At 67.3% G+C, this 18,718-nt stretch carries 23 protein-coding genes; 8 read left to right on the top strand and 15 right to left on the bottom strand.

The genetic code is table 11. The features are described from left to right. Positions 1-100: 100 nt before the first annotated feature. The 4 genes from SB771_RS23265 to SB771_RS23280 form a co-directional block, all read right to left on the bottom strand. Complete coding sequence (locus SB771_RS23265; RefSeq protein WP_006750234.1) at positions 101-361, bottom strand: hypothetical protein; 261 nt, start codon at positions 359-361, stop codon at positions 101-103. A gap of 181 nt (positions 362-542) precedes the next feature. Further along, complete coding sequence (locus SB771_RS23270) at positions 543-1,022, bottom strand: hypothetical protein (protein ID WP_105832587.1); 480 nt, start codon at positions 1,020-1,022, stop codon at positions 543-545. After that, entirely contained in the window at positions 1,019-1,231 is a 213-nt protein-coding gene (locus SB771_RS23275; RefSeq protein ID WP_175659973.1) for a hypothetical protein, read from the bottom strand. Before SB771_RS23275 ends, SB771_RS23270 begins: the two co-directional genes overlap by 4 nt. Before the next feature lie 14 nt (positions 1,232-1,245). Continuing rightward, a complete protein-coding gene (locus SB771_RS23280) occupies positions 1,246-1,620 on the bottom strand; it encodes a hypothetical protein (protein ID WP_175659972.1) in 375 nt (124 codons plus the stop codon). 492 nt (positions 1,621-2,112) lie between these two features. On the opposite strand from SB771_RS23280, the gene SB771_RS23285 reads away from it, so the two are divergent. Together SB771_RS23285 and SB771_RS23290 are read left to right on the top strand one after the other, a co-directional pair. Continuing rightward, positions 2,113-2,466 (top strand): DOPA 4,5-dioxygenase family protein, encoded by a 354-nt coding sequence (locus tag SB771_RS23285; RefSeq protein WP_175659971.1) that lies wholly within the window; start codon positions 2,113-2,115, stop codon positions 2,464-2,466. A gap of 108 nt (positions 2,467-2,574) precedes the next feature. Beyond that, positions 2,575-3,006: a nuclear transport factor 2 family protein gene (locus SB771_RS23290; RefSeq protein WP_175659970.1), complete on the top strand. Its 432-nt coding sequence runs from the start codon at positions 2,575-2,577 to the stop codon at positions 3,004-3,006. A 27-nt stretch (positions 3,007-3,033) separates the two neighbouring features. Here the strand turns inward: SB771_RS23290 and trhA are convergent, their stop codons facing one another. The 5 genes from trhA to SB771_RS23315 form a co-directional block, all read right to left on the bottom strand. Continuing rightward, complete coding sequence (gene trhA / locus SB771_RS23295) at positions 3,034-3,654, bottom strand: PAQR family membrane homeostasis protein TrhA (protein WP_006761278.1); 621 nt, start codon at positions 3,652-3,654, stop codon at positions 3,034-3,036. A gap of 214 nt (positions 3,655-3,868) precedes the next feature. After that, positions 3,869-4,075, bottom strand: a complete 207-nt coding sequence (locus SB771_RS23300; protein ID WP_006480280.1) for a YbdD/YjiX family protein — start codon at positions 4,073-4,075, stop codon at positions 3,869-3,871. A 12-nt stretch (positions 4,076-4,087) separates the two neighbouring features. Beyond that, positions 4,088-6,166 (bottom strand): carbon starvation CstA family protein, encoded by a 2,079-nt coding sequence (locus tag SB771_RS23305; protein ID WP_175659969.1) that lies wholly within the window; start codon positions 6,164-6,166, stop codon positions 4,088-4,090. A 300-nt stretch (positions 6,167-6,466) separates the two neighbouring features. Beyond that, the gene (locus tag SB771_RS23310) at positions 6,467-6,895 is read right to left on the bottom strand and encodes a PRC-barrel domain-containing protein (RefSeq protein WP_006750226.1); all 429 of its coding nucleotides are present in this window, start codon (positions 6,893-6,895) and stop codon (positions 6,467-6,469) included. A gap of 432 nt (positions 6,896-7,327) precedes the next feature. After that, complete coding sequence (locus tag SB771_RS23315; protein ID WP_012367089.1) at positions 7,328-8,458, bottom strand: 3-deoxy-7-phosphoheptulonate synthase; 1,131 nt, start codon at positions 8,456-8,458, stop codon at positions 7,328-7,330. Positions 8,459-8,720: 262 nt separating this feature from the next. On the opposite strand from SB771_RS23315, the gene SB771_RS23320 reads away from it, so the two are divergent. From SB771_RS23320 to SB771_RS23330, 3 genes are read left to right on the top strand one after another with little or no spacing between them, the layout of a single operon-like run. Beyond that, on the top strand, positions 8,721-9,275 hold the full coding sequence (locus tag SB771_RS23320; protein WP_175659968.1) for a hypothetical protein: 555 nt from the start codon (positions 8,721-8,723) through the stop codon (positions 9,273-9,275). Continuing rightward, complete coding sequence (locus tag SB771_RS23325; protein WP_241244795.1) at positions 9,275-9,727, top strand: hypothetical protein; 453 nt, start codon at positions 9,275-9,277, stop codon at positions 9,725-9,727. The genes SB771_RS23320 and SB771_RS23325 overlap by 1 nt, the downstream gene beginning before the upstream one ends. After that, positions 9,727-10,992: a hypothetical protein gene (locus SB771_RS23330; RefSeq protein WP_175659967.1), complete on the top strand. Its 1,266-nt coding sequence runs from the start codon at positions 9,727-9,729 to the stop codon at positions 10,990-10,992. Before SB771_RS23325 ends, SB771_RS23330 begins: the two co-directional genes overlap by 1 nt. A gap of 43 nt (positions 10,993-11,035) precedes the next feature. Here SB771_RS23330 and SB771_RS23335 read toward each other — a convergent pair whose 3' ends face one another. Beyond that, complete coding sequence (locus SB771_RS23335; RefSeq protein ID WP_175656784.1) at positions 11,036-11,746, bottom strand: YceH family protein; 711 nt, start codon at positions 11,744-11,746, stop codon at positions 11,036-11,038. 425 nt (positions 11,747-12,171) lie between these two features. Between SB771_RS23335 and SB771_RS23340 the strand changes: the two genes are divergently transcribed. After that, entirely contained in the window at positions 12,172-12,936 is a 765-nt protein-coding gene (locus SB771_RS23340) for an SDR family oxidoreductase (protein ID WP_175659966.1), read from the top strand. A gap of 17 nt (positions 12,937-12,953) precedes the next feature. Here the strand turns inward: SB771_RS23340 and SB771_RS23345 are convergent, their stop codons facing one another. The 3 genes from SB771_RS23345 to SB771_RS23355 are packed head-to-tail and all read right to left on the bottom strand — an operon-like array spanning position 12,954 to position 15,384. Then, on the bottom strand, positions 12,954-13,658 hold the full coding sequence (locus tag SB771_RS23345; RefSeq protein ID WP_175659965.1) for an MOSC domain-containing protein: 705 nt from the start codon (positions 13,656-13,658) through the stop codon (positions 12,954-12,956). Then, complete coding sequence (locus SB771_RS23350; protein WP_105832574.1) at positions 13,655-14,551, bottom strand: dihydrodipicolinate synthase family protein; 897 nt, start codon at positions 14,549-14,551, stop codon at positions 13,655-13,657. Before SB771_RS23350 ends, SB771_RS23345 begins: the two co-directional genes overlap by 4 nt. 50 nt (positions 14,552-14,601) lie before the next feature. Next, the gene (locus SB771_RS23355) at positions 14,602-15,384 is read right to left on the bottom strand and encodes an aldolase (RefSeq protein ID WP_105832573.1); all 783 of its coding nucleotides are present in this window, start codon (positions 15,382-15,384) and stop codon (positions 14,602-14,604) included. A gap of 134 nt (positions 15,385-15,518) precedes the next feature. On the opposite strand from SB771_RS23355, the gene SB771_RS23360 reads away from it, so the two are divergent. Together SB771_RS23360 and hutC are read left to right on the top strand one after the other, a co-directional pair. Further along, on the top strand, positions 15,519-16,061 hold the full coding sequence (locus SB771_RS23360; RefSeq protein WP_175659964.1) for a helix-turn-helix domain-containing protein: 543 nt from the start codon (positions 15,519-15,521) through the stop codon (positions 16,059-16,061). Between the two features lie 31 nt (positions 16,062-16,092). Further along, positions 16,093-16,830 carry a histidine utilization repressor gene (hutC, locus tag SB771_RS23365; protein WP_175656790.1) on the top strand — a complete coding sequence of 246 codons (738 nt, stop codon included), beginning with the start codon at positions 16,093-16,095 and terminating at the stop codon, positions 16,828-16,830. A 91-nt stretch (positions 16,831-16,921) separates the two neighbouring features. Here hutC and SB771_RS23370 read toward each other — a convergent pair whose 3' ends face one another. Beyond that, positions 16,922-17,770 carry a phytanoyl-CoA dioxygenase family protein gene (locus SB771_RS23370; protein WP_175659963.1) on the bottom strand — a complete coding sequence of 283 codons (849 nt, stop codon included), beginning with the start codon at positions 17,768-17,770 and terminating at the stop codon, positions 16,922-16,924. 48 nt (positions 17,771-17,818) lie between these two features. Then, the gene (locus SB771_RS23375; RefSeq protein ID WP_105832570.1) at positions 17,819-18,622 is read right to left on the bottom strand and encodes an ABC transporter substrate-binding protein; all 804 of its coding nucleotides are present in this window, start codon (positions 18,620-18,622) and stop codon (positions 17,819-17,821) included. Positions 18,623-18,718: the final 96 nt, after the last annotated feature.

Genomic DNA, 18,718 nt, shown 5'->3' on the forward strand with positions numbered 1-18,718 from the left:
CACGGAGTTCGCTCCGTGGCGCTTTTGTTTTGTCGGGCCTCGTGAACGGGGCCGCCGCGCATCCGCGCACGCATCGCAATGCGCACGCCGCTCGCCCAGACTAGTGTCGCGACTCCGCCGCCGCGATCAGCTGCCAGGCGGTCGGGCCGGGATCGAGCAGCGGATCGGACGGCGGATCGAGATCGTGCTGATGGGTTTCCTCGGACGGCAGCGTCTGCCATTTCGCAATACCGATCTCGTCGCCGCACACGGTGCATCGATAGATGCCCGCGATCTTCACTTCGCTGCCCGGCGGCAGGTTCTCGCTGAATGCGCGGCCGATTCCGCACGTGAAATAGCCGCCGATCCTGTATAGCGCCATCGCTCCTCCTGACTGAAACGAATGCGTTCGCGCCGACACGCACGATCGTCGCAAACGCGAGGATGGATCGTCATCGACCGAACCCGTTCGGCTCGTGTCGTGACATTAGACGGCGAGAGTCAGCCCCCGTGAATGGGACTCGTACGAAACACGGCCCGGGCGTCGGTCGCGTGGCCGCCGCTCAATGCAGAACGGCCGGCTCCCGCATCTTCGCCGCCGCGTGCGCGACCAGTGCCGGCTGTTCGGCCGACGCAAACGTGCAGACGTGATTCCACAGCTCGGCGAGCCGGTGTCGCGTGAGCGTCGCGACACACGCGTCGTTCGCGGCGAGCACGCGCTCGAGCACCGCGCATTCGTCGTCGTGCAGCGTCCATGCGCCGCTTTGCGCGGCGCGCGCCACGCTCGCGTCGAGCACGCGTTCCGCCTCGACGCAAAGGTCGATGCTCGCGTCGGGGGACACCGCATCGTCGAGCGCGAGGAACACCAGATAGACGCTCGTGCGCAGCCGCATCAGCAATGCCTCGTTGCCGTGCTCGCCGCGCAGCGCGACGAGCGCCATGTGGCACTTCAGCGAAATGTCGCGCACATGCGCGGGCGGCAGCGGCAGCAGCCACTCGCGCGTCAACGGCGGGCGGCGACGGCCCTTCCGGACGGCCTTCATGATTCGTCCTCGCTTGCGGCGACGTCGTCCGCATCGAATGCCGGGCACACGGTGCGGCACGCGACGCCACTGCGGCTTGCGTCGCGATTGCCGTTCGCGCGGCGCCGCGCGCCGTACACGTCGTCCCGCCGCCGCGTCGCGCACGCCGCCGGCAGCCGGCGGAGCAGCGACGCGCGCAACGCGGCGGGGAGTCGGTTCGCGCATGCCATGCTCGTCTCCCGCATCAGAACGTGTTCTCGCCCTTCAGGTAGTACGCGGTCTTCACGAAGAACGCCTTCACCGGATGGCCGGTCTGCGCATCGCGCGCCGCACGCTGCTCCATCGCCGCCTTCTCTTCCTGCGAGCGGTCGGGCAACGGGTTGTGCACGCGCTCGAGCGCACGCTGCATCGCGAGCGGATAGTTCTGGTTGCCGGCTGCCGTCGCACGATAGCCGGCGCGCGCCATCTGCATCAGCTGCACGTCGGTCTCGGCACGCGCCGCCTTCCAGTTCAACGGCGCGGCGTTCTGCCACTCGGTGTCGACGGACTGCGCGAAGCTTGCGACGGGCAGCACGACAAGCGCGCCGGTCAGGACAGCAAGGGAAACAAGGGATCGCATCATGGCCTCCAGATGGTTGTTTCCGCATCGATCTCGATGATCGATGCGGTGTAGTCATCGTATGCCGCGGGGCCGTGCGCTTGAATAGCCGATTCCGCAATTGATATTTTCGGCACCGGCAGCCGGGGCGCGATCCGCGCATTCGCGACTGCCGCCTGTGCGGAATTTCTTTATTTCATTCAACTACCTGATCGCGTTTTCGCAGACGATTCGAAGCAGCACGTGAATCGCCTTTGCAGTTTTCGAAATGACGTATTTCCGCCGAGATTTCGGCCGAAGCTTGGCCCGGCAAGGCTTTCGGCGCGATGCGGCATGCTTGGATGCACGCGAGAAAAATCCTATCGAACGAGCCGGTTTCGCTGACGCGCGGCAAATCCTCCGCGCCGATTTACCGCTCCGAGACAAGACGTGTCCGACGAGTAAGCGCGATAATTGCGCATCGGCCGTATGTCACGGCTCTCCTGCCTTCCCCATTCTTCACTCGAGTCCGCCATGTCCGCCATCGACACCTCCGCCATCGACAGTTGGCACGCACACGTCTACTTCGACGCCGCGAGTCGCGACGCGGCCTGGGCGTTTCGCCTCGTCGTCGAAGAACGGTTCGGCGCGATCATCGAGCTCGGCCGCTTTCACGAACGCCTCGTCGGCCCGCATCCTGCGTGGTCGTATCAGATCGCGTTCGACGCCGCGCGGTTCGACACCATCGTGCCGTGGCTCGTGCTGAATCACGGCGCGCTCGACATCTTCCTGCATCCGAACACGAACGACGAACTGCGCGACCACCGCGACAGCGCGGTGTGGATCGGCCAATCGCATGAACTGAATCTCGGCGCGCTGGGAGGCTGAGGGGCTGACGGCGGCTTGCGCGACATCCACGTTTCGGTTTGCGCTGAAACGTCCGGCGGCGTTGCATCAATACAGTGGTTCCGTTATCCACGCTTGCCGGAACCCGTCATGACCCACGCCGACACCGATGCGCAACGCATCCATCGAGACTGGCACGCCGCCGTCGTCGCACGCGACCTCGACGCGCTGATGTCGCTGTACGCGGACGACGCGATCCTCGAAACGCCGCTGATCGTCGTCACGCTGCCCGATCAGGGCGCGGGCGTGCTGCACGGCAAGGCCGCGATCGGCGAGTTCTTCGCGGCGGGCCTGCGCAATCCGGGCAACAAGCTCGGACGCTGGCACCGCACGGGCCTGTTCTTCTCGAACGGGCGGCAACTCATATGGGAATATCCGCGCGAAACGCCGGAAGGCGATCAGGTCGATCTCGTCGAGGTGATGGATCTGCGCGACGGGCTGATCGCGCATCACCGCGTCTACTGGGGATGGGTCGGGTTCATGGCGCTGCGCGGCGCAGCACAAGCGGCCGGACGCGCATGACGCGCACGGTGCCGCCCACGTCCACGCTCACGCAACGTACATCGCGACACTGACGAACTGGCACAGGCTGCCGGCCAGCACGAACAGGTGCCAGATGCCGTGCCCGTGGCGGATGCGCTCGTCGTTGATGAAGAAGTAGATGCCCGCGCTGTAGATGACGCCGCCGGCCACGAGCCAGGCGGTCCCCACCGGCGGCAGCGCATGGATCAGCGGGCGGATCGCGACGAGCGCGAGCCAGCCCATCAGCACGTACAGCACCATCGACACGATGCGCGTGCGCCGTCCGAGCGTGAGCTCCTGCGCGATCCCGAATGCGGCGAGCCCCCAGCTCACGCCGAACAGCGACCAGCCCCACGGGCCGCGCAGCGTGACGAGCGCGAAGGGCGTGTAGCTGCCCGCGATCAGCAGATAAATGGCCGAATGGTCGCACTTCTGCAGGATCGCCTTGAGCCGCGGGTTGCGCACGCTGTGGTACAGCGTCGAGATCGCGTAGAGCAGGATCAGCATCGCGCCGTACACGCTGAAGCTCACGATCTTGTAGGGATCGCGATCGAGCGCGCCCATCGTCACCAGCGCGACCAGCCCTGCCACCGACAACACCGCGCCGACGAGATGGGAAATGCTGTTGAAACGCTCACCGACATGCACGACGGATTCTCCTGCGCGGATTCATCGGAAAAAGCAAAAGCCCTATGATACCGGCGCGGCGAGCGAGCCATGCTGAAGCCGGTCAAACGCGGCGGCGACGGCAGCGCCCGCGCGCGTCGCCCGGCTCCCAAAAGAAAAAAGCGCCGCGAATGCCTTCGCGGCGCTTCCTGGTCCGTCACCGGACCGCCCTACCTGGCGGCTTCACCGGCCCGGTTCAGCAACACTTCCCCGCCCCCGACCCGTACCGCGCATTCTGACGCTCGCGGAAGAATTCCTCGTACGTCATCGGCTCGCGGTCCGGATGGGTTTCGCGCATGTGCGCGACGTAGGTGTCGTAGTCGGGCAGGCCGACCATCAGCCGCAACGCCTGCCCGAGGTAACGCCCCGCGCTGCGCAGGTCGCTGCCGAGATCGCTGAACATCGCGGCCTCCCGTTATCGTCCGCTGCCGAGCGCCTGCGCGGCCGGCATCGGCTCGTACGGCGTCTCGCGCACGGTCGGCTTCGACTCGCGGCGCGCGCGCAGCACGGCGAGCAGGCCGTACACCGCGATCGCCACGACGACGAAGATGAACAGGCCCGCCAGCGCCGCATCGATGTAGTCGTTGAAGATGATCCGCTGCATCTGCGCGATCGACTTCGCCGGTGCGAGCACCTTGCCTTCGTCCACCGCGGCCTGCAGCTTCGCGGCATGCGCGAGGAAGCTGACCTTCGGATTCGAATCGAAAATCTTCTGCCAGCCGGCCGTCAGCGTGCAGATCAGCAGCCATGCGGTCGGCACGATCGTCACCCACGCGTAGCGCTCGCGCTTCATCTTGAACAGCACGACGGTGCCGAGCACCAGCGCGATCGCGGCGAGCATCTGGTTCGAGATGCCGAACAGCGGCCACAGCGTGTTGATGCCACCGAGCGGATCGACCACGCCCTGGTACAGGAAGTAGCCCCACGCAGCCACGCACAGCGCGGTGGCGACGAGGTTCGCGGGCAGCGACTCGGTGCGCTTGAGCGCCGGATGGAACGTGCCGAGCAGGTCCTGCAGCATGAAGCGGCCCGCGCGCGTGCCGGCGTCAACCGCCGTCAGGATGAACAGCGCCTCGAACAGGATCGCGAAGTGATACCAGAACGCCATCATCGCTTCGCCGCCGATCACCTGGTGCAGGATGTGCGCCATGCCGACGGCCAGCGTCGGTGCGCCGCCCGCGCGCGCGATGATCGTCGTCTCGCCGACGGCCTTCGCGGTCTGCGTCAGCATGTCGGGCGTCAGCACGAAGCCCCATTGCGTGACCGTGTTCGCGACGGCTTCCGGCGTCGAGCCGAGCACGGCCGCCGGCGCGTTCATCGCGAAGTAAATGCCGGGCTCGATCACGCACGCGGCGACGAGCGCCATGATCGCGACGAACGATTCCATCAGCATCGCGCCGTAACCGATGAAGCGCGCATTGGATTCGTTGTCGATCAGCTTCGGCGTCGTGCCCGACGAGATCAGCGCGTGGAAACCCGACACCGCGCCGCACGCGATCGTGATGAACAGGAACGGGAACAGGTTGCCTGACCACACCGGGCCCGTGCCGTCGACGAACTTCGTCAGCGCGGGCATCTTCAGTTCCGGTGCGACGACCAGGATGCCGATCGCGAGGCCGAGGATCGTGCCGATCTTCAGGAACGTCGACAGGTAGTCGCGCGGCGCGAGCAGCAGCCACACCGGCAGCACCGATGCGACGAAGCCGTAGCCGATCAGGATCCACGTGAGCTGCGTGCCGTTGAACGTGAACCACGCGGCGAGCGTCGCCGAATCGTGCACGTGCTGGCCGAACGCGATCGATGCCATCAGCAGCACGAAGCCGATGATCGACACTTCGCCGATGCGGCCCGGACGGATGTAGCGCGTGTAGATGCCCATGAACAGCGCGATCGGAATCGTCGCGGCGACGGTGAACGTGCCCCACGGCGAATTCGTCAGCGCCTTCACGACGATCAGCGCGAGCACCGCGAGGATGATCACCATGATCAGGAACGCGCCGAACAGCGCGATCACGCCGGGCACCGTGCCGAGCTCCATCTTGACGAGATCGCCGAGCGAGCGGCCGTCGCGGCGCGTCGAGATGAACAGCACGATGAAGTCCTGCACCGCGCCGGCGAACACGACGCCGGCCAGGATCCACAGCATGCCGGGCGTGTAGCCCATCTGCGCGGCGAGCACGGGGCCGACGAGCGGCCCGGCGCCGGCGATCGCGGCGAAGTGATGGCCGAACAGCACGTACTTGTTGGTCGGTACGTAGTCGAGGCCGTCGTTGTATTTGACCGCCGGCGTCATCCGCAGCCCGTCGAGCTGCATGACCTTGCTGGCGATGAAGCAGCTGTAGAAGCGATATGCGATCAGATACACGCAGACTGCGGCGATCACGATCCATAGCGCGCTGACGCGTTCGCCGTGCGCAAGTGCGATCGTCCCGAATGCGAATGCGCCGAGCAGCGCGACCGCGATCCAGAGCAGGGTACTGGAAGCCCGATTCATGGCGTCTCCTGGTCTCCAATGTGTTTTTGAGTGGATGCGGCGAGGGGCCGAACCCGCGTGACGTCGATGCGTCGTGCCGCGTCTCGAGAAAGCCGCAGCAGTGGGCCGTAGTATTCCGCGCGATGGGGGCGGCTTACAAGCGCACAACTACGTATGCGGGGCTACGTAGAATTACGTAGGCAGGGGGGGGATGAGGGTGCGCGGCGGTGCTGGATCGCCGCGCGGTGCGACGTGACGTGGCACCCGGCCGGCCCCGCACATCGCGTGCCGGGCCGGGCCGCATGTATCAATGCTTGTCGATCAATGCTTGTCGTCGACCTTCTTCGGCTTCGGCGCCGACGGCACCTTCGCGTACTGGAACGCCGGCGTGGCCTTCAGCGCATCCTTCGTCGCGCCCGGCAGGTAGATGTTGCCGTTGCGCACGTCGAGCGACCCGATCGGCACCGCGACGTCATGCGCGGCCACGCCGAGGAAGCCGCCGGCCGAAACGATCGCCGCCGACACCGAGCCGTCCGGCGCGACGATCAGGTCGCGCACGGTGCCGACTTTCTGGTTCGCGTCGTTGTACACGACCTTGCCCAGCACGCTCTTCTTCACGCTCCAGCCTTCGAGTAGCGCCTGCGATTGCTCGACGGTCACGCTGAGCGGCTGCGCGCCGGCGATCTGCGCGTGCGCGCTGACGCTCGATGCGAGGACGGTTGCTGCGATGAGGGTCTTGTAGAACTTCATGTAGTTTGCACTCCGGTTCGGTTGTTGTTGATTCCGGGAGCGAAGCGACGCGGGCGCAATGACTGATCGGTGAGCACCCCGCGGATGGCCGCCCCGCGGATGGCCGCCCCGCGCTTCGTCGGTCGCGTGGCGGTCGGCCGCGCCGCCACTGCGTGTGTGCATGACGGACCGGCATGGCCGGGCCGCGGCGTGCAGCACGGCGTTCATAGTAGCGACATTCGCCGGATCGTGCGTCCAGCGTGCAACGCGGCAGAGGGATCGAGCCGGAGCCAGATCAATGACCGTGCGGATAGTTGGTGCACGCGGCGCGGAAACAGCGACGCCGCGGCCTGTCGATCAGGAGAACATGGCAAACAGTCAACAGATCTTCACCGGTGCATCGAACCACGCGGCGGGGGCCACCCCGCCACCCTGCCCCGCTGCCACGCCGCGTCACGCGTTGCGCGAATACACCCGGCGGTGCCGCACCGCCTCGGCCAGCACGTCGAGCACGGGCTCGGTCTGCGACCAGCTCAGGCACGCATCGGTGATCGACACGCCGTACTGCAACGGCACGCCCGGCTTCAGATCCTGGCGCCCGGCCTCGAGATGGCTCTCCACCATCACGCCGACGATCCGGTGCTCGCCCTGCCCCAACTGTCGCGCGAGATCCTGCGCGACGTCGATCTGTCGCTCATGCGACTTGTTCGAGTTCGCATGCGAGCAATCGACCATCACCTGCTCGCGCAACCCGCTCTTGCGCAGCACCGCGCAGCTCGCCTCGACGTGCTCGGCGTCGTAGTTCGGCCCGTTCTTGCCGCCGCGGAGGATCACGTGCGCATCGTCGTTGCCGCGCGTCTCGAAGATCGCGGCCATCCCCATCTTCGTCATCCCCATGAACGCGTGGCTCGCGCGCGCGGCGACGATCGCGTCCGACGCCACCTGCACGCCGCCGTCGGTGCCGTTCTTGAAGCCGATCGGGCAGCTCAGCCCCGACGCGAGCTGGCGATGGCTCTGGCTCTCGGTCGTGCGCGCGCCGATCGCGCCCCACGCGATCAGGTCGGCAATGTATTGCGGGCTCAGCAGATCGAGGAATTCGGTCGACGCCGGCAGGCCCAGCGCGTTGATGTCGAGCAGCAGCTGCCGCGCGGCGCGCAGCCCTTCGTTGATGCGGAAACTGCCGTCCAGGCGCGGATCGTTGATGTACCCCTTCCAGCCGACCGTCGTGCGCGGCTTCTCGAAGTACACGCGCATCGTGATCAGCAGGTCGTCCTTCAGCGCATCGGCGGCGGCCTTCAGCCGGCGTGCGTAGTCGAGCGCCTGGTCGTGGTCGTGGATCGAGCACGGGCCGACGACGAGCAGCAGCCGGTCGTCGCGACCGTGCAGGATGTCGCCGATCGCGCGGCGCGTGTCCTCGACGAGCGTCTGCGTGGCGGCCGGCACCGGCAGTTCGTCCTGCAGCAGCGCGGGGGAAATCAGCGGTCGCACGGCGCCGATGCGGACGTCGTCGATGCGCGTGGTGTCCTGCGTCGCGTCGGCGCTGCCTACCTCGCGATCGTGGGAAGGATTGTCGAGGTTCTGCATGAGAATTCTCCGGGGGACGTCTGGAATGATTGGCAGCCTCGATTATGGCACTCGCGCAAGGCGGCACGCCGCTCGCGCAGAACTTCCGCGCGAGCGTGCGCAAGGCGACGCGAGCCGGCCGTTCGGCCGAGTGGTCGCATGTCGCCGAAGTACCGTACGATCGTGGCTGTCCCCTGCCGATGCGGGCCCTCGTTCGACGCCGGCGGCACGACGCACCATCCGTCCGTGATTGATCGTTCGCAACCTGACCCGACCCGCCAAGATGACCGTATCCGAACTGCTCAGCGCCATCCGCCAGCCCTACGCCGACCTGCTCGCGCAAGCGGCGGCGCAACCGGTGGCCGTCGTCGAACCGGCCTACCGGAAAGCCGACGGCACGCTCGCCACCGAAGGCCCGCTCGCGCTGCCGTGCCGCGCCGATCTCGTTCACACCGCAGGCGAATCGGCCGGCCAGTCGGCGACGGTCGACTCGAATGCGCAACTGGATTTCGAGCCCTTCGCGTTCGAACTCGACACGGCGGCCGTGTCGATCCAGCCATTCGTGTGGGACTGGGTGACGGTCGAAGCGGACGGTTTCGACGAAGCCGCGGCCACCGACGCGTTCAAGGCATGGTTCTTCGCGTGGTTCGACACCGACGACGCACGCGTGCCGACCGAGGACGGCCTGCATGGCCTCGTTCACTATCTGTCGGAGCCGGTACGCACGGAGCACGGATGGCAGGTCAACGCGGATCTCGGTTCGGCGCCGGGCGCGGCCGTCGAGGACTTGCTGTTCCGGCTTGTTGATGCGGGCGCCACGCGGATCGTGCTCGGTTGATGCCGCACTTCACCCTTCGTCGGATCATGATGAAAAAAACCCTTATCGCCCTACTGCTCTTCGCGTCACTGCCCGCGTTCGCCAAGGTTTCCACCGACGTGTACTGCTTCAAATCGGACGGCGACAAACCCGTACGCTTCGAGATGCGCACCTACTACGACGACGCCGTCGATTGGTCGGGCGGCATGGTCCGCTATGCGAAAGCGAAAACGGCGCTGCCGCTGGTGGTCGAGCACGTCGATGAGGAAGTGCTCGTCGAAGGCCGCCCGCATCAGTTCACGACGACCTGGGTCGAAATGGTGGACGGCAGGATCAATGGGCGGTACGAGATGATGTCGCAGGGTGCGATGATCTATTCGATGACCTATACCAGCGCGCGCACCGGCAAGCGAACCGCATTCAGCAGGGCACTGGACGTCGACGCGTCCGAGCAAACCGGGTGCCGCTGGTGATGCGCGCACTGATCCGGATTGTGCTGGCGCTGATCGCGCTGCGCGCGGCGGCAGCCGACGCCGCGCCGCGCGTCGTCTATCGCGGCGTGCTGCAAGGCGCCGGCGAGGTCGTGATGGAACTCGACCGCCGGCCGGCGGCGGACGGCACGATCTCGGGCCGTTATTTCTATACGCAGTACGGTGTCGACATTCCGCTGCACGGCCAGCCCGCGCAGCTCGTCGAGCCGCTCGAGCGCACCGCGTTGCCGGACGAGGTGCGCGACATGACGCGAAACAGCGGCGGCGCCGATTTCGCCCATCCAGCGGCAACCTGGCGCGGCACGCGGGACAACGATGGCTATCGCGGCCAGTGGACCGACGCGCGTACCGGCAAAACGCGGAACTTCACGCTGCGACGCATCGCCGAATACGATCCCGATGCGGTTGCGCCCGGCTCCGTCGAAGCCCTCTCCGATCGTATCGCCGGCGGCGTCGGCAGCGGCATCGCAAGCGGCGCGGCCATCGACATGCGGCAGGCGCCGTATGCGACGCTGAAGCTCGCCGGGCACGCACAGCCGGCCGGCCGCGAAATCGGCGACGGCACCGTCGCATACCGGATGTGGCGCGATCCGCGCACGAAACTCATGTATCCGCGTCTGAGCCGCCACCCCGATTCGGGGGTCATGGCACGGGTCAACCGCTTGCTCGAGCAGCAGCACTGGCAGATGAATCTCGCCGCACTCGAATGCGCGTCGACGCGCTATACCGACGACGGGCCGGCCGCCGGCTCGCTCGGCGGCTTCGACGACGAACAGGTAACGGTCACGTGGCTGTCACCTGCGGCGCTCGGCATCGTGGAATCGGGCAGTACGTACTGCGGCGGCGCCCATCCGAACAATCACTACGATCCGGTCACCTTCGACCTGCTGCGCGGTGCGTACCTCGACTGGAATCGCATGATCGATGCGGCTGCGCCGGCCACGGACGATGAATCGGCAACGAGCGCCGCGCTGGTGAAGTTCATTGAGCGGCTGCGCGACGCAGCCGCACCGGGAAAACAGCCGACGAGCGACGACGGCGATTCGCCGTCGTGCGCCGACGTGTTCCCGCAGTATCTGGCATTCGAACTCGATGCTCCCGGCAAGCTGTCGTTCGTCGTATCCGGAATCGGCCACGCGGCGGGCGCGTGTCTGGGGCCGCAGCTCGACGCGCCGTTTGCCGCGCTCGCGCCGATCCTCAGACCGGGCGGTGCGCGTTACCTCGTCCCGGGCGTCAAGCTGAAGTAATGCGGCGCGGCGCAGGCGCCGCCGTCATCGCATCGGGAGGCGATCAGCCCGCGTCGCCCGGCGCGTCGACGTCGATCCCGAGTTCGGTCGCCATCCGCTGAACGAGCGCGTTCAGCCGCGCCACTTCATCCGCAAGCCGCTTCTGCTCGGCCTTCAGCGCCTCGAACTCGGACGGCGGAACGGAATCCGTGCCGCCACCGGTATCCGGACCGGCGAAGTCGGCGACGTTCACCTCGCCGCACATCAGGTGCATCCAGCGGTTCTCGCGCGCACCGGCCGCACGCGGCAGCCGGATCACGAGCGGCTGCGCACGCGCGGCGAGTTCGTCGAGGAACGCCTCGACCGACGAGATGTCCGCGAAGCCGTGCAGGCGCGCGCTGTTCAGGCGCAGTTCGGCGGCCGTCTGCGGGCCGCGCAGCAGCAGGATCGTCAGCAGCGCGATCGCCTGGCTCGGGATGCCGAGCACGCGATTCATGTTGTGCTCGAAACGCGGCACGCGGCTGCTGCTGCCCTCCATCACGAGGCTCAGGTGCTTGAGACTGTCGAGCGCGGTCGTGACCTCATCCTCGCTGACGTTCATCACCGGCGAGCGTGCGGTTTTCTGGTTGCAGCCCGCGGTCAGCGCATTCAGCGACAGCGGATAGGTGTCCGGCACCGTATGCTGCTTCTCGACGAGCACCCCGAGAATGCGGGCCTCGAGAGGCGTGAGTTCGCGCAGGGCGCGTGGCGTGGGCATATCCGGCGTGGTGTTCATGGATGGCGTCGCAGCGTGCAGCAGGTGAAGGGAAACGTCGCGGCCCGTCCGGCGTCGCGAACGGGCGAGCCATATGATAGCTCGCGCCGTGGGGCCCGGCGCCACTTGCCGCCGCGCCGCGCGCACTTGCCGCAGACGGCTTTCGTCCAACGTATCCGCCGTGCGGCGGTACGCGACGATGCGTGTATTCGGCGCCGCGCATTCACGCTGCCTGGCCGCGGCTGGCATCGCCGCGCGTTTGCGCGTCATGCAAGCCGGCGCTACGATACGTGTTCAGCCGGAGAGGCGGCGCCGCACGCGGCCGCCTTCGCACGCCACGCCGGCACCGCGCATCGCCCGTCCCGCCCGCCGGGTTGCCGCGCATGCGCGGCACTCGCCACTCGTCAACACGGTTCAACCGTTCCCTCGTTCACTCGTTCACCACCATGACCGCATCCTCTTCAGCGCCGAACGTGCGCGCCATCGTCACCGGACACACGCGCGGCCTCGGCGCTTCGCTCGCGGAGCAGCTGCTGCAGGAAGGCATCGCCGTGCTCGGCGTGTCGCGCAGCCGTCATCCGTCGCTCGCCGCGCAGGCCGGCGACCGGTTCGCCGAAATCGAACTCGACCTGTCGGATACGTCGGCCGTGGCGACGTGGCTGGCCGGCGACACGCTGCGCAGCTTCGTCGACGGCGCGTCGATCGTGCTGCTCTTCAACAACGCAGGCATCGTCGATCCGATCGGACCGCTCGACGCGCAGGACCCGGCGCTCGTCGCCCGCGCGGTCGGACTGAATGTCGCGGCGCCGCTGATGCTGTCGGCCGCGCTCGTGCAGGCGGTATCGGCGCCGACCGAATGCCGGATTCTGCACGTGTCGAGCGGCGCCGCGCGCAACGCATACGCGGGCTGGAGCGTCTATTGCGCGACCAAGGCCGCGCTCGATCATCACGCACGCGCCGTCGCGCTCGACGCGAACCGCGCGGTACGGATCTGCAGCGTCGCGCCGGGCGTCGTCGATACGGGCATGCAGGCGACGATCCGCTCCACCAGCGAAGAGAATTTCCCGATGCGCGAGAAATTCGACGAGTTGAAGGCGAGCGGCGCGCTGTCGACGCCCGAGGCCGCCGCACGGCACCTGATCGGCCATGCGCTGAGCGACGCGTTCGGCGCCGAGCCGACGGCCGACGTGCGGAACCTGCCGGCCGGTTAAGCCGCGCACGCGGCGCGTCAGCCTTCGAGCCGCTTCGTCCAGTCTTCCACCTGCCGCTCCGTCCGGCGCTTGTCGAGCATCTTGCGCCAGCCGGGGGGCAACACCGGAACGCCGCACAGCGCATCGAGCGCGGCCATGTCGAGCGTGCGCCGGTACAGCACATCGAGCACCGTCGACAGCGGCCATTGCGGATATCGGCGCTCGTGCAGCGCCAGCACATCGCCCGGCGCCACCCAGCCTTCGTCCAGCACACGGTAGTACCAGCCGGTCCGGCCGCTTTGTTGCACGAGCGCCGCCATGCGCGGATGGTCGAAACGTGCATTGAGCTTCCAGCACGGCTGCCGCGACTGCGACACCTGCAGCACGGCGCCGCCCAGCGTGAACACGTCGCCGAGACACACGTCGTGCTCGGTCACGCCGTGCGTCGACAGGTTCTCGCCAAAGGCGCCCGGCCGCCCGAGCACGTCACGCGCCCCGATCTGCTCGGACCACCACGGATAGTGATCGTACGCATAGTGATGGACCGCCTTGTCGGGCCCGCCGTGATGCCGCGCGTCGGCCTGCCCGTCGCCCGCGAAGCCGAGCGTGCCGAGCCACAGACGCGCGTCGACCGGCTGCTTGTCGATCGCACTCAGGTGCGGCGTGCCGGCCAGCGGGCGACTCGTGCCGACCCGCACCGCGGCGATGGCGACCGCGATCGCCGGCCGCGCGTCGCCGCTCATGCCGGCACACCGTCCGGCAATGCCGCGAGCAGGCGTTCGAGCTCGCGCGTGCGCACGTCGCCGAGCGGCAGCAACGGCCGCCTCGGCTCGCCCGCGTCGAAGCCGCGCAGCCGCAGCCCGGCCTTCACGGTCACCGGCAGGCCGCCGTCGACGATGAACCGCAGCAGCGGCAACTGCGCGTGAAAAACCGTCCTGGCGCGCGCCAGGTCGCCCGCGCGCATCGCGTCGACCAGCGCAATCGGCAACGCGGCATTCAGGTTCGGCGCGGCCGTGCACCATCCGGCCGCGCCCGCGGCCAGCGCGGCAAGCGCCATCGGATTGCTGCCGTTGTAGAACGGGATCGTCCCGTCGCTCAACTGCGCGAGCCGGTGCATCCGCCCGATGTCGCCGGTGCTCTCCTTGACCATCGTCACGTTGTCGACGGTTCGGCAGATCGTCGCGATCAGGTCGGGCGACATGTCGACGCCGCTCGTCGCGGGGTTGTTGTACAGCATGATCGGGATGCCGATGGCGTCGCCGATCGCGCGGTAATGCGCGACGATCTCGTCGTTGCCGAGCTTCCAGTACGACACGGGCAGCACCATCACGGCATCGGCGCCGGCCTGTTCGGCGATGCGCGCGCGGCGCACCGCACCGGCCGTCGTGAGATCGGAGATGCCGACGACGGTCGGCACACGCCGGCGCACCGCGCGAATCGACGCAGTGGCGACCGCCTCCCATTCGGCGTCGGACAGGTACGCGCTCTCGCCGGTACTGCCCAGCGGCGCGATCGCGTGGACGCCATCGGCGATCAGGCGCTCGATCAGCGCATCGAGCGCCGGCAGGTCGATGGCGCCGTCGGCGGAGAACGGCGTAACCGGGTAGGCGATGATGCCTTGCAGCAGGATGGACACGATATGGATTCCTCAGTGATGGATGGACGAGACGGAAGCAATACCCGCGCTCATGCAATACAGTCCGGATGCGTGCGCAATGCGCGCCGCGCGTAGTAGTCGAACGTCACGGCATCGCGCTTCGGCTTCGAAATCCAGTCGTGCGCTTCCCGCGCGAGCGCCGGCGGCACCGGCTTGATCTCGCCGGCCGACATCGCCAGCAATTGCAGCTTCGCGGCCCGCTCGATCAGCAGCGCGAGGATGCAGGCTTCCTCGATCGTCCTGCCGACCACGAGCTGGCCGTGATGCGACAGCAGGATGGCGCGCTTGTCGCCGAGCGCCTTCGAAATGATCTCGCCTTCCTCGTTGCCGACCGGCACGCCGGGCCAGTCCTTCAGGAATGCGCAATCGTCGTACAGCGGGCAGGTGTCCATGTGCGACACGACGAGCGGCTGCTCGAGCATCGACAGCGCCGCGACATGCGCCGGGTGCGTATGGATGATGCAGTTCACGTCCGGGCGCTCGCGATAGATCCACGTATGGAACCGGTTGGCCGGGTTCGGAATGCCTTCGCCGTCGACCACGTCGAGATCCTCGTTCACGCGCAGCAGGTTCGCGGCCGAGATCTCGTCGAAGCCGAGCCCCAGTCGCTGCGTGTAGTACGTGCCGGCGTCGCCCGCGCGGCAGGTGATCTGCCCGGCCAGGCCCGAATCGTGACCGGCGTCGAACAGGATCCGGCACGTGAGCGCAAGCTTTTGCCGCGCGGACCAGCCGCTGTCGCCCACCTCGTTCTCGAGACGCCGCTCCGCCAGCGCGACCAGCGCCTCCTTCGTCAAATTCAGCGTTTCCGCCATGTTCACCTCCTGAATGGATCGGATCTGCCGCGCCGCTCGCGGCCGTGTCCGTGGACACGCAAGACACACGATACACCACAGGACACTTTGTGTCATGCGTTACAATCGATTTTTCGAAGGACACCTGGCGCCCCATGACGATTCGCCTGAAGCTGTTCAGAAAACAGAAGGGCTGGACGCTCGATGTGCTGGCCGACGAGACCGGCCTGACCAAGAGCTACCTGTCTAAAGTCGAGCGCGGCCTGAGCGTGCCGTCGATCGCGGTCGCGCTGAAGCTGTCGAAGGCGCTGAACATCGACGTCGAGCAGCTGTTCTCGGAAAGCCACAACCGCGAGCTGATCACGGTCACGCGCGCCGGCGAGCGCACGGCGATGGGTGCGGCGGCCGACAGCCACGCGCACCGCTTCGAAAGCATCGCGGCCGGCGTCGCGCCGAAGAAGATGCTGCCGTTCGTCGTGCATCCGCCGCACGAATTCGTCGCGTCGACGTTCCGCGAGCACGAAGGCGAGGAATTCCTGTTCGTGCACAAGGGGCGCGTCGAAATCGAATTCCCGAACGAGACGGTGCAACTCAAGACCGGCGATTCAGTCTATTTCAACGCCCTCATCCCGCACCGCACGCGCAGCCTCGGCGCCGCGCAGGCGGAGATCCTGGTCATCGTCAGTCACGACGACTAGCCTCGTCACTTCTTCGCGCAAGGATCTTCCGATGGTCACGAAGGCCACCGCACCGTTCCAGCAGATCAAGACGCTCGTTCGCCAGAAGGTCGACGCGGGCGACTGGCGCCCGGGCGACCGCATTCCGTCCGAACTCGATCTCGCCGCGCAATTCGGCGTCGCGCGCATGACGGTCAACCGCGCGCTGCGCGAGCTGACCGAGGAAGGCGTGCTCAAGCGCATCGCGGGCGTCGGCACTTTCGTCGCCGAAGTGAAGCCGCAGTCGAACCTGCTGATGATCGCGCACATCCGCGACGAGATCCGCGCGCGCGGACACGAATATCGCTGCCGCGTGCTCAGCCAGTCGCGCGAGCCCGCGTCGTTCGACGTCGCGGCCGCGTTCGGGCTGGCGGTCAACACGCCGGTCTTTCACGTGGTGTGCGTGCACGAGGAAAACGGGCGTCCGATCCAGCTCGAGGATCGCTACGTGAATCCGGCCGCCGCGCCCGAATTCATCGATCAGGACTTCCAGGCCGAGCCGCCGTCCGAATATCTGTTCAACAACGTGTCGCACTACGAACTGGAGATCGAGCACGTCGTCGACGCGGCGCTGCCGACGAGCGAACAGGCGCGGCTGCTCGACATGCGCGCCGACGAGCCGTGTCTCACCCTCACCCGCCGCACCTGGACGAACGGGCTGCCCGTCACGTTCGTGCACTTCCTGCATCCGGGCAACCGCTACCGGCTCGGCTCGCGCTTCAAGCCGGGCGCCGGACGGCACCAGACCTGAATCGGCTTCGGCACCCGAAAACGACCACGCGCGGCGGCCGCTTCATCGCGAAACGGCCGCCGCCCGCGTGACGGCGCTCGATATTCGCCGCTCAGATCGCCCCGACCTGCCCCGCGTCGCGCGTCCACACGACCGGAAACAGCGGATGCTCGAGCGGCGCGCCATCCGGCAGTTCATCGGCCAGCCCCGGGAAATCGGGCGACGTCTTCCAGCGGCGCGGCGCGTGACGGATGTCGTCGCCGACGAAGCGGATCGAGAACGCGCGCCGGCGGTTCTGCGTACCACCCGACGCATGCAGCGTCAGCATCCGGAAGCACACCATGTCGCCGGGCTCAAGCGCCCAGTGGCGAATCGGGAATGCCGAGCGGTCAGCCTCGATGTCGGGCAGATCGGCGAGGCTGCCTTCGGGGAACCACTTCGCCTCCTTGTCCATGAACGTGCGCGGCATCAGCCACGGCCCCTGATGCGAACCCGCGACGAATTCCAGCGTCGATTCGAGCGGCACCGGGTCGACCGGAATCCACATGCTGACGTTGTCGTCGCCTTCGATGTTGTAGTACGGCTGGTCTTGGTGCCACGGCGTGCGCTGCCGCGTGCCGGGCTCCTTCACGAGCAGATGGTCGTGATGCAGGCGAACAGTCTTCGTGCCCATCAGCGCGGCGGCCACCGACGGCGCGGGCGACCGCACGATGAAGTCGCGGTACGCATCGTTGTGCCGCCAGTTGCAGAAGTCCTCGAAGAACCAGCCCGGATCGTCGGGCCGGCTCGCGACCTTCGCACGCTCGCTCGGCTGTGCGAGGTTCGCGTCGATGCCGACGCGCAGCGCGGCCACTTCGTCGGGCGAGAAGATGCCCTTGATGCACACCGCGCCTTCGTCGCGGAAGGCGGCGATAAGTTCGGGCGTCACGGCTTTCGCGACGCGGTCCTGGATACTCGTCATGGCTTGCCTGTCGATTGAATGAAGCACGGGATCATGGGGGGCATGCGGTCACGGCGCGGCGGTCAACTGCTGCTTCGCGCCGTAGATGTCGAAGTCGAAGTATTTCGCGGCGATCTTCTGGTACGTGCCGTTCGCGCGGATCGCGGCGATCGCGTCGTTCAGCCGCTTCTTCATGTCGGCATCGCCCTTGCGCACGCCCATCGCGACGCCGTAGCCGGTGATGCGCACGTCGGTCACGTCGGGACCTGCGAACGCGTAGCCCTTGCCGCGCGGCGTCTTCAGGAACGAATAGCCGGCCTGCGTCTTGTCCTGGAAGGTCGCGTCGAGACGGCCGTTCACCAGATCCTGATACACCTGGTCCTGGTTCTGGTACGACACGATCGTCACGCCCTTGGTCGCCCATTCGGCCTTCGCGTACGCCTCCTGCGTGGTGCCCTGGTCGATCCCGACGCGCTTGCCGGCAAGCGACGCCGCGGTCGGCAGCAGCTTCGAGCCGGCCGGCGCGACGAGCGCGCCCGGCGACGCGTACAGCTTGTTCGAGAAGTCGATCTGCTTGAGCCGCTCGTCGGTGGCCGTCATCGCGGACATGATCACGTCGAACTTGCGCGCGCGCAGCGCCGGAATCATCCCGTCGAAGCCCTGCTCGACCCACACGCACTTCGCGCGCAGCTGCTCGCAAATCGCATCGCGCAGGTCGATGTCGAAGCCCGCGAGCGAGCCGTCGGGCTGCTTCGCCTCGAACGGCGGATAGGTGGGATCGATGCCCCAGCGGATCGTCGCCGTGTCCTGCGCGAACGAGACGAGCGGCGCGAACGCCAGCGCGGAAACGACGAGCTTTGCAGTGCGGTTCATGGTGTGTCCTTGTGGTCTCGACGTGGCGGGCGAGCGCCGGGCGTCCGTTGGGGAGCGTCGTTGCCGGCAGGCCCCGGCGCGGTACGCGAAAGACTG

Source organism: Burkholderia sp. SIMBA_051, assembly GCF_046534915.1.
Classification (GTDB): domain Bacteria; phylum Pseudomonadota; class Gammaproteobacteria; order Burkholderiales; family Burkholderiaceae; genus Burkholderia; species Burkholderia ambifaria.

Bases quoted from the DNA above. Each gene is read 5' to 3' on its own strand.
- SB771_RS23345 (WP_175659965.1), bottom strand. From the start codon at position 13,658: ATGAGCGGCGACGCGCGGCCGGCGATCGCGGTCGCCATCGCCGCGGTG.
- SB771_RS23300 (WP_006480280.1), bottom strand. From the start codon at position 4,075: ATGTTCAGCGATCTCGGCAGCGACCTGCGCAGCGCGGGGCGTTACCTC.
- SB771_RS23275 (WP_175659973.1), bottom strand. From the start codon at position 1,231: ATGGCATGCGCGAACCGACTCCCCGCCGCGTTGCGCGCGTCGCTGCTC.
- SB771_RS23265 (WP_006750234.1), bottom strand. From the start codon at position 361: ATGGCGCTATACAGGATCGGCGGCTATTTCACGTGCGGAATCGGCCGC.
- SB771_RS23280 (WP_175659972.1), bottom strand. From the start codon at position 1,620: ATGCGATCCCTTGTTTCCCTTGCTGTCCTGACCGGCGCGCTTGTCGTG.
- SB771_RS23360 (WP_175659964.1), top strand. From the start codon at position 15,519: ATGACGATTCGCCTGAAGCTGTTCAGAAAACAGAAGGGCTGGACGCTC.
- SB771_RS23335 (WP_175656784.1), bottom strand. From the start codon at position 11,746: ATGAACACCACGCCGGATATGCCCACGCCACGCGCCCTGCGCGAACTC.
- SB771_RS23370 (WP_175659963.1), bottom strand. From the start codon at position 17,770: ATGACGAGTATCCAGGACCGCGTCGCGAAAGCCGTGACGCCCGAACTT.
- SB771_RS23320 (WP_175659968.1), top strand. From the start codon at position 8,721: ATGACCGTATCCGAACTGCTCAGCGCCATCCGCCAGCCCTACGCCGAC.
- SB771_RS23340 (WP_175659966.1), top strand. From the start codon at position 12,172: ATGACCGCATCCTCTTCAGCGCCGAACGTGCGCGCCATCGTCACCGGA.
- SB771_RS23285 (WP_175659971.1), top strand. From the start codon at position 2,113: ATGTCCGCCATCGACACCTCCGCCATCGACAGTTGGCACGCACACGTC.
- SB771_RS23330 (WP_175659967.1), top strand. From the start codon at position 9,727: ATGCGCGCACTGATCCGGATTGTGCTGGCGCTGATCGCGCTGCGCGCG.
- SB771_RS23325 (WP_241244795.1), top strand. From the start codon at position 9,275: ATGCCGCACTTCACCCTTCGTCGGATCATGATGAAAAAAACCCTTATC.
- SB771_RS23290 (WP_175659970.1), top strand. From the start codon at position 2,575: ATGACCCACGCCGACACCGATGCGCAACGCATCCATCGAGACTGGCAC.
- SB771_RS23305 (WP_175659969.1), bottom strand. From the start codon at position 6,166: ATGAATCGGGCTTCCAGTACCCTGCTCTGGATCGCGGTCGCGCTGCTC.
- SB771_RS23270 (WP_105832587.1), bottom strand. From the start codon at position 1,022: ATGAAGGCCGTCCGGAAGGGCCGTCGCCGCCCGCCGTTGACGCGCGAG.
- SB771_RS23310 (WP_006750226.1), bottom strand. From the start codon at position 6,895: ATGAAGTTCTACAAGACCCTCATCGCAGCAACCGTCCTCGCATCGAGC.
- SB771_RS23375 (WP_105832570.1), bottom strand. From the start codon at position 18,622: ATGAACCGCACTGCAAAGCTCGTCGTTTCCGCGCTGGCGTTCGCGCCG.
- hutC (WP_175656790.1), top strand. From the start codon at position 16,093: ATGGTCACGAAGGCCACCGCACCGTTCCAGCAGATCAAGACGCTCGTT.
- SB771_RS23355 (WP_105832573.1), bottom strand. From the start codon at position 15,384: ATGGCGGAAACGCTGAATTTGACGAAGGAGGCGCTGGTCGCGCTGGCG.
- SB771_RS23315 (WP_012367089.1), bottom strand. From the start codon at position 8,458: ATGCAGAACCTCGACAATCCTTCCCACGATCGCGAGGTAGGCAGCGCC.